Origin of the sequence: Microbacterium sp. NPDC089186 (assembly GCF_040685115.1) — a bacterium.
In the GTDB taxonomy this organism is placed as follows: Bacteria; Actinomycetota; Actinomycetes; order Actinomycetales; family Microbacteriaceae; genus Microbacterium; species Microbacterium galbum.
This window is the reverse complement of record NZ_JBFBHJ010000002.1, coordinates 349502-363442: the sequence shown is the minus strand read 5'-3', so window position 1 is coordinate 363442 and position 13941 is coordinate 349502. Positions and strand designations below refer to the sequence as shown.

The window sequence follows — 13941 nt, the reverse complement described above, 5'->3', positions numbered from 1 at the left end:
CGCACCTCCGTCGAGAGGGGGAGGTGCGCGACGCCGCCCGCTCGTAGCGTGGGAGGACCCCACCGGAAGGAACCTCGTGACCCTCGCCCGTCGCCTGACCGCCCTCGTCTCGCTCGTCGCCGTCGCCGCCCTCACCGCATGCACGAGCGCGAAACCCGTCCCGACCGCGAGCGCCGCGGCATCCGTCGAGATCCCCTCCACCCCCGTCGGGGATCGGGTGACGTGGGTCCTCGACCTGTTCGAGGCCGAAAACGACACCACGGCCGGGGAGTGGGCTCGGGTGCTGGACGAGAACTTCCAGAAGCAGGTGCCGGCGGAGCAGGTCGCCGAGATGGTGAACCGCCAGATCCGCCCGGCGGCGCCGTTCACCGTCACCGCCTACACCGGCACCGAGACGCAAGCGCGCGCCACGGTCGCCGGCGCCCTCGGCGACCCGTTCGACCTCACCCTCGCGATCGACTCCGCGGGGCGGATCACCACGATGCTGCTGAGCCCCGTCGCCCCGGCCTGGGAGCCGTCGACCTCGCTCGACGAGGTCGAGCAGCGGCTGCGCGAACTGCCCGGCGAGGTGAGCGCCCTCGTGCAGCGGGGCGACGAGACCGTGATCTCCCTCGACGCCGACCGCTCCGCCCCGCTGGCGTCGGCGTTCAAGCTGTACGTGTTGCTCGCGACGGCGGAGGCCGTGGCATCCGGGGAGGTGTCGTGGGGCGACACCCTCGTGCTCGCCGACACCGACCGCAGTCTGCCCTCGGGCGAGTTGCAGGATGCCCCCGCGGGCACCGAGGTGTCGGTGCGGGATGCCGCGTCGGCCATGATCCGCATCAGCGACAACACGGCGACCGATCTGCTCATCGCGCGGCTCGGTCGGGAGCGCGTCGAAGCGGCGGTCGCGCGCAGCGGCCACGCCGACCCCGCGGCGCTGACGCCCTTCCCCTCCACGAAGGAGATCTTCACCCTCGGGTGGGGAGACCCCGCGTTGCGGTCGGAATGGCAAGCCGCCGACGAAGCGGGCAGGCGCGCGGTGCTGGACCGCATCGCCGCGGCGCCCCTCGCCGTGGAGGGCGAGGCGGTGACCACGTCGCAGTGGCAGAACGGGTTCGACTGGTTCGCGTCGGCGGCCGACGTCGCCGCCGTGCACCACGCGCTGCAGCGGACTCAGGATGCCGAGGTGCTCGGCATCCTGAGCGAGAACCCGGGCCAGGGACTCGACGTCGGAACCTGGCCGTACGTGGCGTTCAAGGGCGGTTCAAGCCGCGGTGTGCTGACCGGCAGCTGGTTCGTGCGCGACGACGCGGGGGACGCGACGGTGGTGCTGCTGATGGCCGACACCGACGTCGCCGCGGTGTCGGAGGCGATGCCGAGCTTCTTCCACCTCGCCGAGGACGCCCTGCGCCTGACGCACTGACGATCGGGACCGGCCCGGGTCGCGGGTTGCGGAGGCTCCGACGGGGTCAGCCTTCCTTCTACGTGGGGAGGTTCCTGAGCCTGTCGAAGGGACCGGGCGCGGGAGGTCCGGACGACCGGACCTCCCGCGTCGGCCGGTCAGGCCTCGTCGGGGTCGGGGAGGCCCTGGGCGATCTTGCTGGATGCCGCGGAGTCGCGACCGACGCCCGGCTGGAAGGCCGCGATGGGGTCGTCGGCGTCGACGTGCGGTTCGCCGCCGTCGTCGCTGCGCGGGGGAGAGGCCGGGGTCCGCACGTCCTCGCTCTTCTCCGTGGGGAGGTCGTCGTGGTCGGCGCCCCCGGTGTCCTCGGTGTGGCGCGATGTCGACCCGCCCTCGCCGCGCGCGTCGTCCGTGCCGCGCTCGGTGAGTCCGTCGGCGGCGCGCGTGCCGACGCCGGGCAGGTCGTTCTGGCTCGAGATGCCCTGCAGGCGCGCTTCGTCGTCGGGGTCGATGCGAGCCGTGCCGACGGCTCCCGAATCGGCGCCCGCGGCGCCCGCGGGCACATCGGCGGCGAGACCGTCGGAGTCGGGGACGATGTTCTCTTCGTCGGCTCCGGGGAGCCGCTCGGCGGGGGTGTCCATGCTGTTCCTTCCGTGGGTGTGTCGCCACGCTAGGCGTCGGGTGCGCGAGCGCATCCGGGGTTGCGCTCGCCGGGTCACCGGCATCCGTCGTCGATCGGCCCCGGTGTCGGAGGGGCTGGATAGGCTCGGAGAAGCTTCGAAAGGAACCGCAATGCAGCAGCGTCCCCTCTCCCGTACCGGCCGTGAGGTCTCGGCGATCGGCCTCGGCACCTGGCAGCTCGGCGCCGACTGGGGTGATGTCAGCGAGGGCGATGCCCGTGCCGTGCTCGAGGCCTCGGCCGATTCCGGCGTCACCCTCTTCGACACCGCCGACGTCTACGGAGACGGCCGGTCCGAGCAGATCATCGGGGCGTTCCTGAAGAGCAGGCCGGATGCCGGCATCACCGTCGCCACCAAGATGGGGCGCCGGGAAGACCAGGTGCCCGAGAACTACGTGATGGAGAACTTCCGCGGCTGGCTCGATCGCTCGCGTCGTCTGCTCGACACCGAGACGCTCGATCTCGTGCAGCTGCACTGCCCGCCGTCGGCCGTCATTGACGGCGACGCCACGTGGGACGCCCTCGACCAGCTCGTGTCGGAGGGCGTGATCGCCGCCTACGGGGCGTCGGTCGAGACCATGGATCAGGCGCTGTCGGCGCTGCTGCGGCCGAACCTGACCAACCTGCAGATCATCTTCAACCCGTTCCGCCTCAAGCCCCTCGACGAGGTGCTGCCCCTCGCGGCCGAGAAGAACGTCGCGGTGTTCGCGCGCGTGCCGCTCGCGAGCGGCCTGCTGTCGGGGAAGTACACGACGAACACCACTTTCGACGAGAACGATCACCGCACCTACAACCGCAACGGCGAAGCCTTCGACAAGGGCGAGACGTTCTCGGGAGTGCCGTTCGAGGAGGGCGTGGCCGCGGCCGACGAACTCAAGGCCTCGCTCCCCGAGGGTGTGACGCTGCCGGCCGCGACGCTCGCGTGGATCGCGTCGCGCGAGGGTGTCACGGCGGTCATCCCGGGAGCGCGTTCGGTGCAGCAGGCCCGCGCGAACGCCGAGGCGGGCGGCCTGCTCGACGGCGGCTTCGACCTCGACGCGTTCGACGCCCTCGTGCGCGACGTGTACGACCGTCGTCTGCGCGCGGAGATCCACCCGCAGTGGTGACGCCGCCATGACGAGAAGCCGGGCCCGCCTTGAAGGCGGGCCCGGCTTCTCATCGAAGGGGGAGACGTCAGCTGACGTCGCCGCGCCAGGCGCCGGACTCGGCGCCGCGCGACTCGATGTACTCCTTGAAGTTCGCGAGGTCCTTCTTCACCGAGTGGTCGTCGGCGCCGAAGACGGCGCCGAGCTTCTCGAGGGCGCCCGCGGGCTCCCAGTCGATCTGCACGGTCACGCGCGTCTCGGTGTCGGACAGGCGGTGGAAGGTCACGACACCCGCGTGGTTCTCGTCGCCGCCGACGCTGTTCCACGCGACGCGCTCATCGGGGTGCTGCTCGGTGATCTCGGCGTCGAACTCGCGCTCGGCACCGGCGATCTTCACCTTCCAGTGCGTGAGCGTGTCGGACTTCTGCGTGATGGACTCCACGAAGCTCATGAAGTGCGGGAACTCCTCGAACTGGGTCCACTGGTTGTAGGCGACGCGGACGGGAACGTCGACGTCGATGGTTTCGATGACCTGTGCCATGGTGCATGTCCTCTTCTCGTGGGTTTCCGGGGTGCCCCCAGTCTTCGCGCGATCCCGACGGCCCGCCCCCGGGGTTGAGGGATCGGCGTTCGTGCCCTATAGGCGCGAGCGGGTCCCGTCGCTCGCTTCCCACCCGCATAAACGCCATCCGTGCGCGGAAACGCGGTGTCAGGGCGTTTCTGCGCACGAATGGCGTTTATCGCGACCCGACGCCGGGCGCGAGCGACCGGGCGCGCGCCCCGTGGCCGCGGGCCGGTGCCGTCAGGCGCGCCCGCGCAGGATCAGGTGCCAGTACACCCACGGCAGCACACGGCGATCGGCGATCCACGACAGGCGGCGCTCGCGGTAGAGCGACCGCCAGAAGGGGATGGTGGGCTGCAACCGACCCGCGCGGTCGAACTCGGCGAACACGACGGTGCCCCGCGACACCGTGAACGGAACCACGCTGTAGCCGTTGTACCTCGCGGTCGGGGTGCGGCCGGCCAGGACCGCCGTCATGTTCTTCACGAGCGCTTTCGCCTGCTGCCGGATCGCCCCGCCCGAGCGGCGAGTGGCGACGGTCGCGGCGTCTCCGACGGCCCAGATCTCGGGGTGGCGCACGTGCTGGAACGTCTCGGGGTCGACGTCGACGAACCCGTGCGGATCATCGGATGCCGACAGCCCGCTGCCGGCGATCCACTCCGGCGCCCGCTGGGGCGGAACGGCGTGCAGCACGTCGTACGCGATGGTTTCGCGCGCCTCGCCGTGTCCGATCTCGATCGTGCGGCTGTCGGCATCCACGTTCGTGAGTTCGCGCTGGTACCGCACCTCGATGCCGTACTCGTCGAGCTTGCGACGAAGTTCGCGATCGATGGCCGGGATGCCGAGGGGCACGGGATCGGGGCAGACGAACACGACGCGGATGTCGTCACGGACGCCGATCGCTCGCCACCAGTCGCACGCGAGATACATCGGCTTCTGCGCGGCGGCCCCGCAGGATGCCGGCTCGGGCGGCTGGGTGAACACCACCGTGCCCCGACGCAGATCGCGCAGCACCGGGGAGGCCTTCGCGGCGAGGTCGTAGTCGTAGTTCGACACGCCCTCGGGGGTCGCCATCGCCTCGGTCAGGCCCGGGATCTGCTCCCACGCCATCCGCATACCGGCGCAGACGACGAGCTGGTCGTAGTCGATCCTTCCGCCCGAGACGAGGTGCACGCGCCGGGTCTCGGCATCCACGGTGAAGGCCTCGTCGCGCAACCACCGCACCCCCGGCGGGATGACGTCGGCTTGACGTCGCACGGCCTCGGACGCCCGCGCGGCCCCTCCCGCGATGTGGGATTGCAGGGGGGCGAAGACGTGCTGCTCGCGCGGCTCGATGACGGTGATCTCGCCGACGCGGGCGCGATGCAGCCGCCCGGCGACGGAGAGTCCGGCATTGCCGCCGCCGATCACGACGACGCGCACGGGCGCGGCGGAGGAAGAGGGGGTCATCCCTCCACGCTCCGCCGCCGGGGGCCGGGATGCCAGCGCCTTGACAGCCGCGTCAGGCGTACGACTCGGGCGCCACCGTCTCGTCGGCGGGTTCGGGGACGACGTACAGACCCGTGGGGGAGTTGGCCGTCGACATCAGCGCCTCGAGCCACGCGCGGTTCAGCGCGGGCGGGCGTCCGCCGTTGAACTTGAAGACGATGTTGGCGCGGGGGTGCACCCAGACCGACGTGCGGCCGCCTCCCGTGCTGATGTCGTCTTTCCACACGAAGTAGAACGGCTCCCCGCGGCGCAGCTTGTTGCCGACGACCACCTGGAGGTGCGCGAGGAGGCGGTCCTCGAACTCGTTGCGAACGCCGCCCTCGTAGATGAACTTGCCCACATCTGTCCTTTCGCGGGCTGTCGTGCCCCGCCGTCTTCACTGTGCAATCGCTGTGTGTTCGGAAGGTCTCGCCGACACCCCGTGCGCAACGGCGAGACCGAACGCGACGCCTCAGAACATGCGGGCCACCTGCGCCGGGTTCTGTCCGTAGTGCTCCCGGTGGTACCGGGCGAAGCGCGAGGCGCTGGAGAAACCCCAGCGCTTCGCAACGTCGGAGACCGACACCGCGGTGCCCGAGCGCAACTCCTCGTGGGCGGCACTGAGCCGCACGCGGCGCACATATTCCATCGGCGTCATGTCGAGAGTGCGGCGGAAGGCGTGCTGCAGCCCGCGCCCCGACATCCCCGCTGCCGCGGCGATGTCCTCGAGGGTGAGCGGCTCGTGCGCGTGCGCCTCGATGTGCGCGACGGCGCGGCGCACGGCGCGCGGCGCCGACGAGCGCTGGTGGGCCCGCTGCACGGCCTCGGCATAGGAGGTCGAGAACGCCGACAGGGTCGACAGGAGCGCGTGCCGGTGCAGCTCCGCGGCCAGGATGCCGTCGTCGTGGACGGCGACCAGCGACGACGACACGTGTGCGAACGAGCGTTCCCACTGGGTCGCGGCGTCGCGATCCCGCGCCTGTGGATCGATCCGACGCAGCACGAGTCGATCGTCGCCCGAGGCGATGCGTGCGACGCGCTCGGCGTCGCTGCGGTCGAACACGAAGGCACGCACCCGCGCCGAACCCGTCCATTGCGCGTCCGCCCCGGCGTCCGAGGTCACCCATGGTCGCCGCGGGTCGACGGGGCGCCCCTCCGACTCGATGCGCACGTCGTCCGCGATCATGCGGCACGCCATGATCTGGTCGGTCATGCGCACCGAGGAATGGACGGATGCCGCGAGTTCATACGACACCGCCGAGAAGTGCGCGAGCTCGACCGAGGTCCACGAGAACGACACGGTACGGGGGTCGACCCGCTCGAGACGGGCACTGGGGACGAACTGGCGCCACACGCGTTCGACGTCGTCGATTCCGCGTGAGCGCACCGAGAGGAACTCTCCCATGGCTTTCCTTCCGCCGCGTCGTGGCGCGGCCCGGGGTGGGGTGGTGGAGCGGAGCGCGGGCCGGACGTGACGTCCGGTACGGGCGCGCTGAGAGGCTGTCAAGGGGCGGGCCGGTTGCGCGGGGCCCGCGTTGGATGGGTTCACCGCTGATTCCGGCGGCCCCCCGCGTCCGACGGAAGGACCCCTCATGAGCGACGCTTCGATCGACCCGACCCCCGACGCGACCATGCCGGCCGCGGACGTGGGGATCGCGGGTGTGCAGCCCCTGCGCGACGGCGACACGTCCATCGAGCCGGATCCCGCGCTCGACCCGGCGCAGGCGGAGTGGGACGCCACCACCGCTCTCGACGAGGGCGCCGATCCCGACGACATCAACCCGGCCACCGCGACCGGCGCCGACCCTGCCGAGATCCCGGCAGACGACAGTGACATCCCCCTCGAGGACATCCACCCCGAGTCCACCGGTACCGACTCGCAGGGCGAGGACCCGGGCGTCGTCGAACTGGGCGAAGAGGGTCAGGGCGATCTCGCTCCGGAAGACCTCTGACGCACTTCCGACGCCCCGGTCACCGCTCCCGGTGGTCGGGGCGTCGTCGTGCGCGTGGGCCCCTCTCCTGCCGGGCCGCCTACGCATGGTCGCGGGCGTCCGCGACCCGGCGTCGCAGCGCGCGTGAGGGCGTGGCCGACCGACGCACGAGGTCGTGAGGGTCGTCCGCGAGCTCGTCGAGACCGGCGTCGTCCCTCTGTCGCAGCGGCAGCGCGTCGTCGGCGTCGAGACGCATCGGGGCGAGAGCCTCACTCCTCGGTGCGGAAACCCGACGCCTTGTGGGTTCCGTCGCAGAGCGGCTTGATGGTCGACAGTCCGCAGCGGCACAGGGCGACGGTGCGGCGGGTACGGGGCACCTCCGCCCCCTCGCTGGTCAGGAGGTGGGCGTCACCGCGGACGAGGAGGGGACCGTCGGGGTAGGCCGTGATCGTGACGCGGTCGTCGGTCATCGGTCGTCCTCCGTGCGCAGCGACGACGCACCCCGCGACCACGCGTCCAGCATGTGTCGGCCGACGCGGTCGTCGACCTCGAGGCACGCGGCCGCGCCGAACAGGATGTCGGGGAGCAGGTCGGGCCGGTCCTCGGCCAAGGCGCCGGCGAGGTCGCGTCCGGCGATCTGCTCGTGCACGGCGTCGGCCTCGACGTGCTCGTCGAAGTACCCGCACACATCGTCGCCGAAGCCGAGCCGGCGCAGCCCCTCGGAATAGAGACGGTTGGGGATCGAGGAGGTCATCTCGAACGCGGCGAGGTGACCGACGATCGCGCCGAGCAAGCGGCGGTTGAGTCCGAACATCGACATCGTGTTGTGCGACGCGAGGGTGACGGCGGGAACGTCATCGACATAGGCGCCGTACGCGTCGGTGAGTCCGGCGCCGCGGACCGCCCGTGCGAACAGGGTCGCGTGAACGCGGTCGGGGCGACCGGCGCCGTACTCGTCGGACTGGATCTCGACGAGGGCGGCCTTGGGGCGGCCGGTCAGGCGGGGGATGGCCCAGGAATGGGGGTCGGCCTCGCGCAGCGTGTACACCGTGCGGTGCACGAGGAACTCGTGCGCCTGCTCGAGCGTGGCCTTGCGCGCCAGGTGACGCGAGAGGCTGGGGCCGCCCTCGGCGCCGGTCAGGGCGAAGAGGTCGCGGGCCACGGCATCCGCGGTGGGCGCGGGTGGTTGCGGGACGGCGATGCTCTCGCGCAGCGAGGCCTCGAAGGCCGTCTCGATGACGCGTCGGGTGGCGACGAGCGCGGGATCCCACTCGAGCTCGGCACGAAACGCCGCGATCGATCCGTACGACGAGGCGTACAGCGCGAAGAGCGCGAGCTGGAGATCGTCGTCGCACGCGATGTCGGCGGTCGTGGAGACCGCCGCGTCGGCGAGTGCCGTGTGCCCGGTGGCGACACCGTCCACGAGGTGACGCAGAACCGCGGCGCTCACGGGTCCGCGGGCGTCGAACGGCACCAGCCGGGCCTCGACGTCGTCGACGGGCGCAGCGGGCGGGGGCGAGGACAGAGTCGGCGGCACCCAGGCACTGTGCGTCAGGGAGCGGCGGTTGTTCGAGACCCTTGACAAGCGGAGGCGCCCGGGCGAGGGAGCGGGTGGATGGGACCGCTCCCTCGCCCGGTGGTGATCACTGCTCGATGGGCTGCGGCGTGCTCTCGTGCGCTTCGATCACGCCCTCGCCGTCGTCGGTCGACACGGCGATGCGCCGCGGCTTCGCCTTCTCGCTGACGGGGATCGTGACCGAGAGCACGCCGTTGCGGTAGGCGGCGCTGATGCGCTCGGTGTCGATGCCCTGCCCGAGGTTGAGCTGTCGGACGAAGGATGCCGTCTCGCGTTCGCGGGTGATCCACTTCACGCCCTCGCCCGAACCGAGGGTGCGCTCGGCGCGGATCGTCAGCAGCTGGCCGTCGACGTCGATGTCGACCGACCCGGGGTCGACACCGGGCAGGTCGGCCGCGAGGACGTAGTGATCGCCGTCGCGGTACAGGTCCATCGGCATCCGGCGCGGACCACCGCCGCGGCGGGCGTCGAGGAGCGTCGACGCGAGGCGGTCGAGGTCGCGGAAGGGGTCGTAGGTGGCCATGGTCGTTCTCCTTTTCGATCAGTCCGGACGTGGCATCCGGGGCTCTAGAAGTTGAGTCATGTTCGCTCAACTCGGCAGAAGATTAGCACTCTCGGGTCGAGAGTGCCAAGAGGTCGGGCGCGCGATTGTGGCCCGCGTCGACCGCGCCCGCAACCCCCGTGCCGGACCCCTGCGAGGAAGCGTTTCGTGGCCGTCGATGCCGAGCCCCCCGGTCGGCGTCCCGACGACGAGGAGAGACATGTACTTCCACCGACAAGAACTCCAGCACAGCGCCACCCCCGACAAGCCCGACGCCGTCTACGCCCGCAAGCTCCAGGAGGTGCTCGGCGGCCAGTACGGCGAGATCTCGGTCGCGATGCAGTACCAGTTCCAGGCGTGGAACATGCACATGCCCGGCAAGTACCGCGACCTCGTGTTCGGTATCGGTGCCGAAGAGATGGGTCACGTCGAGATGCTCGCGATCATGATCGCGCAGCTGCTGGAGAAGTCGCCGCTCGGCATCACCGAGGAGGCCGTGCAGGACGACCCGACCGTCGCCGCCGTGATCGGCGGCACCGACATCCAGCACGGGATCGTCGCGGGCGCTGGTGCCCGCCCCGTCGATGCGAACGGCAACCCGTGGCAGGGCAGCTTCATCACCGCGAGCGGCAATCTGCTCGCCGACTTCACCGCCAACGCGAACGCCGAGATGCAGGGGCGCGTCCAGGTCGCGCGGCTGTATCACCAGACCGATGACCACGGCGTGAAGGACCTGCTCGCGTTCCTCCTCGCCCGCGACACGATGCATCAGAACCAGTGGGCCGCCGCGGCCGCCGAACTGCAGGCCGAGGGCTACGAGCAGATGCCCGTGCCGAGCAACTTCCCCCTCGACAAGGAGGACCGCGACGTGTCGTACCAATACATCAACTTCAGCAACGGTGCGCAGGCCGGTGACGGCACCTGGGCCTCGGGGCCGACGCCCGACGGCAAGGGAGAGTTCACCTACCTCCCCGAGCCCCCCGCGGGCGTGCCGATGCCCCCGCCCACCAAGCCCGACGTGCGGTTCTACGGCACGACCGAGCTGCCGAACACCGTCGAGAAGCTCGCCGGGCGCGCGCAGGACGCGCTGCACAAGGAATGAACGGGATGGATGCCGCGGCGCCGGGGCCCTCGACGGTCTCGGCGCCGCGGAGCGGAGCGAGTTTCCCCGCGATGCGCGCGGCCAAGGTGCCGCGCTCGATCGTGGCGGGGCCGTACGGACACCCGTTCCATCCGGTCGCGGTGACCGTGCCGATCGGGGCGTGGTCGTCGAGCCTCGTTTTCGACCTGCTGGGTCTCGCCGCCGACGATCCCCGGGCGTTCGCGAAGGGTTCGCGCTGGCTCATCGCGATCGGTCTCGGCGGGGCGGTGGGCGCGTCGGTGCTCGGTCTGCTCGATATGTCGCGCATTCCGCGCGGAACGCCGGCTCGGCGGACGGCCGTCACTCATCTGGTGATCAACGTCACCGCGATGGCGCTGTTCTCGACCAGCCTCGTCGTGCGGGCGCTGGATCTCGCGCGGGTCCCGGTCGTGGCCTTCGGGCTCAGCGTCATGGCCTCCGCCGGGCTGAGCGTCTCGGGCTGGCTCGGCGGAAAGCTCGCCTACCGCTGGGGCGTGCGGGTCGCCGACGAGAACACCCAGCGCGAGGGCTTCGAGACGGCCGCCTGACCGATCCGTCCTCTCGACCGCGGAGGCTTCGACGGGCTCAGCCTCCTGCCGTCGGAGCAACCGGAGGCTTCGACAGGCTCAGCCTCCTGCGGCGGAGGTTCCTGAGCCTGTCGAAGGGACCGGTGATTCTGCGCCTCCGGGGGCTTCGACCGGCTCAGCCTCCCGTGGAAGAACGCGGGCGCCGCAGCGGCACGCGCGCCCAGCCGCCGCTCACCGCGCCGGGGTCGTGCTGCGCCTCCAGCACCGCGCCGCTGGTCGGTGTCGCGGGCCGGCGGCGCAGGCCGAGCGCGTGCTGCAGCGCGCGGATGAAGCGGTCGTAGACGCGCGGCGCGAGGAACTGCAGCGGACGGGTGACGAACTGCGCGGCCCCCACGCCCACCTCGTGCCGGCGTCCGCGCGTCACACGCACGATGGCGCGGGCCACGCGGTCGGCGGCGACCACCGGCGGGAGCGGGAAGGCGGTGCGCCCGGTGTAGTTCGCTGCGCGCTGGTAGATCGGGGTGTCGATGCTGGCCGGCAGCACGACCTTCACCCGGATGCCGCGGTGCGCGAGCATCTCCTGCCGCAGCGAGCGCGCGAAGCCGAGCAGACCGTGCTTCGCGGCGACGTACGACGAGACGTAGGGCCCGGCCACCTGCGAGTAGAGCGAGCCGACGAAGACGATCGTGCCGCCCCCGCCCGCGCGCAAGTACGGCAGCACGGCGCGGGCGGCGCGCATGTGTCCGAGGAGGTTCGTCTCGATCACCCGATCGCGCACCTCGTCGGGGGTGTCCTCGACCGAACCGTAGGAGAAGACCGACGCCGACCCCACCCACACGTCGATCCGTCCGAAGCGGGCGACCGTGGCATCCGCCGCCCGTGCCGGTCCGTCGGGGGTGGCGAGGTCGATCGAGAGGGTGAGCACCTCGGCCCCGCGGCGGCGGCATTCCTCGGCGGCCGCGGCGAGGGCGATCTCGTCGCGCGCGACGAGCGCGAGCCGGGCACCCCGGCGGGCGAAGCGCAGGGCCGCCGCCCGTCCGATTCCGCGCGAACCGCCGGTGACGACGACGACCTGACCCATGCTGTCCCCTCCGCGTGAGGCCTCGGCGGCTCCTCGCGGGGCGACGCTAAGCGGCGGGACCGGGCACCCCGAGGGGGTTGACGCCGGCCCGACGCGCTAACAGCGCCTCGGCGCACCCGCAACCCCGTGTGCGGTCCGCCCGTCCCTGCACGAGGGTGTGCGACATGTCGAAAGAACACGCAGGACCCGGGCGCACGCCCGACGGGGTAAGAGAGGTCGCCGACGGCGTGCTGATGATCACGCGCGCCCTCACCAACAGCTACCTCATCGCCACCGATGACGGCCTGATCCTCGTCGACACGGGATTGCCACGGTCGTGGCCGTACCTCGTCGCCGCCCTGGCCGCGCATCGCTCCGGTCCCGACGACGTGGTGTCGGTCGCCCTCACACACGGCCACTTCGACCACGTCGGCACCGTCGACCGCCTGCAGCGCGAACACCACGTCCCGATCCACGTGCACGAAGCCGACGTGCCGCTCGTGCGGCATCCCTACCGCTACGACCGCGAGGCGTCTCGCGCCCTGTATCCGCTCCGTCACCCCGGAGGCATCCCGGCTCTCGCGAAGATGGCCCGAGCCGGGGCACTCTCCGTCCGCGGTGCGGCCGCGCTCGGCGACATCCGCCCGGGCGAGCCGCTGCTGGGCGGCCTCGTCCCGATCGCGACCCCGGGTCATACCTACGGTCACACAGCGTTTCACCTCCCCGACCGCGACCTGCTGTTCACCGGCGACGCGCTGGTCACCCTCGATCCGTACACCGGGCGGGTGGGGCCGCAGATCGTCGCCCGCGCGGCGACCGCCGACAGCACCGCGGCGCTCGCGGTGCTCGGCGCCCTCGCCGAGACCCGGGCCGGCACGATGCTCCCGGGCCACGGCGACCCGTGGACGGCCGGGGCCGAACACGCGGTGCGGGACGCGCACGCCACCGGGGCCCACTGATCGCCCCGAGCCCCCCCACATGGCCTTTCGTGCGGCCGGTGTCGCCCCGCGGGACGACCTCGCGCGCTCGTCATCGCGCGGTGCCGCGAACGCGCCTCGCCACGGTAGCGTCGTCGAGGTGACGGATGCCGCGGCGAAGCCGCCCCTCGTGCGGGCGCTGTGGGGCGCCACTCACCCCGGGCCGACGCTCGTGGTCACGGCCCTGTCGCTCGCGCTGGGCATCGCGGCCGGAGTGGAGCCCGCGCGTCTCGTGCTGCTGGTCGCGGCCGTCTTCGCCGGGCAGGTCTCGGTCGGCCTGTCCAACGACGCGATCGACGGCGCCCGCGACGCGGCGGTCGGCCGCACCGACAAGCCCATCGCCGGGGGAGCGGTTACCCCGGAGCGCGCGCTCGCGGTGGCCGTGGCAGCCCTCGTCGTCGCGGTCGCGCTGTCGGTACCGCTCGGGCCGGGGCTGCTCGCCGCACACGCGATCGCCCTCGCCTCGGCGTGGGCCTACAACGCCGGGCTCAAGTCCACGCCGTTCTCGATCGTCCCGTTCCTGCTGAGCTTCGGGCTCTTCCCCTCGTTCGCGACGCTGTCGCAGTCCGATCCGGGCCTCGCCGCCCCGTGGGCCTCCCTCGCCGGCGCCGCCCTCGGCGCCGCCGTGCACCTCACCAACGTCGTCCGCGACCTCGACGACGATCGCCGCACGGGGGTGCGCGGCCTGCCGCACCGTCTCGGCGCGCGCGCCTCGGTCGTGCTCGCCGCGTTCGGGATCGTCGTCGGCGCGGTCGCGGTGCTCCTCGGCACGGATGCCACCCCGGTCGGCGTCATCTTCTTCGTCGCCGTGCTGGTGGTCGCGCTCGCCGCCGCGGTGCTGGTGTTCGTGCGGACACCGGGGCGGGCGGTGTTCCAGCTCACGATGCTCGCCGCTCTGCTGCTCGCCGCCCAGCTCGTCGCGACCTGAGGTCGCGCTCGGCGCGTCTCGCGGGTCGGTGCGCACAACGGCGGGTGCCCGCGCCGACACGCCGCCTGGCGAGGCCCCGGCGTCGGCGTGTCGCCCTCGGCATG

Annotated in this window: 17 protein-coding genes; 7 read left to right on the top strand and 10 right to left on the bottom strand. The window is 72.0% G+C overall.

Going from position 1 to position 13941, the window contains the following annotated elements; translation table 11 throughout:
• Positions 1-76 precede the first annotated feature (76 nt).
• Entirely contained in the window at positions 77-1405 is a 1329-nt protein-coding gene (locus tag AB0N82_RS07975) for a Cpe/LpqF family protein (protein ID WP_363390153.1), read from the top strand.
• 137 nt (positions 1406-1542) lie between these two features.
• Here the strand turns inward: AB0N82_RS07975 and AB0N82_RS07970 are convergent, their stop codons facing one another.
• Positions 1543-2025 carry a hypothetical protein gene (locus AB0N82_RS07970; RefSeq protein WP_315994943.1) on the bottom strand — a complete coding sequence of 161 codons (483 nt, stop codon included), beginning with the start codon at positions 2023-2025 and terminating at the stop codon, positions 1543-1545.
• A gap of 151 nt (positions 2026-2176) precedes the next feature.
• On the opposite strand from AB0N82_RS07970, the gene AB0N82_RS07965 reads away from it, so the two are divergent.
• Positions 2177-3169: an aldo/keto reductase gene (locus tag AB0N82_RS07965; protein WP_363390150.1), complete on the top strand. Its 993-nt coding sequence runs from the start codon at positions 2177-2179 to the stop codon at positions 3167-3169.
• A 67-nt stretch (positions 3170-3236) separates the two neighbouring features.
• Here the strand turns inward: AB0N82_RS07965 and AB0N82_RS07960 are convergent, their stop codons facing one another.
• The 4 genes from AB0N82_RS07960 to AB0N82_RS07945 form a co-directional block, all read right to left on the bottom strand.
• Positions 3237-3689 (bottom strand): SRPBCC family protein, encoded by a 453-nt coding sequence (locus AB0N82_RS07960; protein WP_076677050.1) that lies wholly within the window; start codon positions 3687-3689, stop codon positions 3237-3239.
• 261 nt (positions 3690-3950) lie between these two features.
• Entirely contained in the window at positions 3951-5159 is a 1209-nt protein-coding gene (locus AB0N82_RS07955; RefSeq protein WP_363390146.1) for an FAD/NAD(P)-binding oxidoreductase, read from the bottom strand.
• A 52-nt stretch (positions 5160-5211) separates the two neighbouring features.
• Complete coding sequence (locus AB0N82_RS07950) at positions 5212-5538, bottom strand: ATP-dependent DNA ligase (RefSeq protein ID WP_315994940.1); 327 nt, start codon at positions 5536-5538, stop codon at positions 5212-5214.
• Between the two features lie 111 nt (positions 5539-5649).
• Complete coding sequence (locus AB0N82_RS07945; protein ID WP_315994939.1) at positions 5650-6582, bottom strand: helix-turn-helix transcriptional regulator; 933 nt, start codon at positions 6580-6582, stop codon at positions 5650-5652.
• Positions 6583-6769: 187 nt separating this feature from the next.
• Here AB0N82_RS07945 and AB0N82_RS07940 point away from each other — a divergent pair, with 187 nt between their 5' ends.
• A complete protein-coding gene (locus AB0N82_RS07940; protein ID WP_363390142.1) occupies positions 6770-7129 on the top strand; it encodes a sugar ABC transporter ATPase in 360 nt (119 codons plus the stop codon).
• Between the two features lie 79 nt (positions 7130-7208).
• On the opposite strand, the gene AB0N82_RS07935 is transcribed toward AB0N82_RS07940, so the two are convergent.
• The 4 genes from AB0N82_RS07935 to AB0N82_RS07920 form a co-directional block, all read right to left on the bottom strand.
• Positions 7209-7364 (bottom strand): hypothetical protein, encoded by a 156-nt coding sequence (locus AB0N82_RS07935; protein WP_363390139.1) that lies wholly within the window; start codon positions 7362-7364, stop codon positions 7209-7211.
• A 13-nt stretch (positions 7365-7377) separates the two neighbouring features.
• Positions 7378-7578: a CDGSH iron-sulfur domain-containing protein gene (locus AB0N82_RS07930; RefSeq protein ID WP_315994936.1), complete on the bottom strand. Its 201-nt coding sequence runs from the start codon at positions 7576-7578 to the stop codon at positions 7378-7380.
• On the bottom strand, positions 7575-8543 hold the full coding sequence (locus AB0N82_RS07925) for an iron-containing redox enzyme family protein (RefSeq protein ID WP_363391190.1): 969 nt from the start codon (positions 8541-8543) through the stop codon (positions 7575-7577). Before AB0N82_RS07925 ends, AB0N82_RS07930 begins: the two co-directional genes overlap by 4 nt.
• Before the next feature lie 208 nt (positions 8544-8751).
• Positions 8752-9207 (bottom strand): Hsp20/alpha crystallin family protein, encoded by a 456-nt coding sequence (locus AB0N82_RS07920; protein WP_315994935.1) that lies wholly within the window; start codon positions 9205-9207, stop codon positions 8752-8754.
• A gap of 238 nt (positions 9208-9445) precedes the next feature.
• Here AB0N82_RS07920 and AB0N82_RS07915 point away from each other — a divergent pair, with 238 nt between their 5' ends.
• Entirely contained in the window at positions 9446-10327 is an 882-nt protein-coding gene (locus tag AB0N82_RS07915) for a manganese catalase family protein (RefSeq protein ID WP_315994934.1), read from the top strand.
• Positions 10328-10332: 5 nt separating this feature from the next.
• Positions 10333-10893 carry a DUF2231 domain-containing protein gene (locus AB0N82_RS07910; RefSeq protein WP_363390134.1) on the top strand — a complete coding sequence of 187 codons (561 nt, stop codon included), beginning with the start codon at positions 10333-10335 and terminating at the stop codon, positions 10891-10893.
• 154 nt (positions 10894-11047) lie between these two features.
• Here the strand turns inward: AB0N82_RS07910 and AB0N82_RS07905 are convergent, their stop codons facing one another.
• Positions 11048-11953 carry an SDR family NAD(P)-dependent oxidoreductase gene (locus tag AB0N82_RS07905; RefSeq protein ID WP_315994932.1) on the bottom strand — a complete coding sequence of 302 codons (906 nt, stop codon included), beginning with the start codon at positions 11951-11953 and terminating at the stop codon, positions 11048-11050.
• Positions 11954-12117: 164 nt separating this feature from the next.
• Between AB0N82_RS07905 and AB0N82_RS07900 the strand changes: the two genes are divergently transcribed.
• Both AB0N82_RS07900 and AB0N82_RS07895 read left to right on the top strand, forming a co-directional pair.
• Entirely contained in the window at positions 12118-12891 is a 774-nt protein-coding gene (locus AB0N82_RS07900; RefSeq protein WP_363390130.1) for an MBL fold metallo-hydrolase, read from the top strand.
• Positions 12892-13009: 118 nt separating this feature from the next.
• Positions 13010-13837, top strand: a complete 828-nt coding sequence (locus AB0N82_RS07895) for a UbiA family prenyltransferase (RefSeq protein ID WP_363390127.1) — start codon at positions 13010-13012, stop codon at positions 13835-13837.
• Positions 13838-13941: the final 104 nt, after the last annotated feature.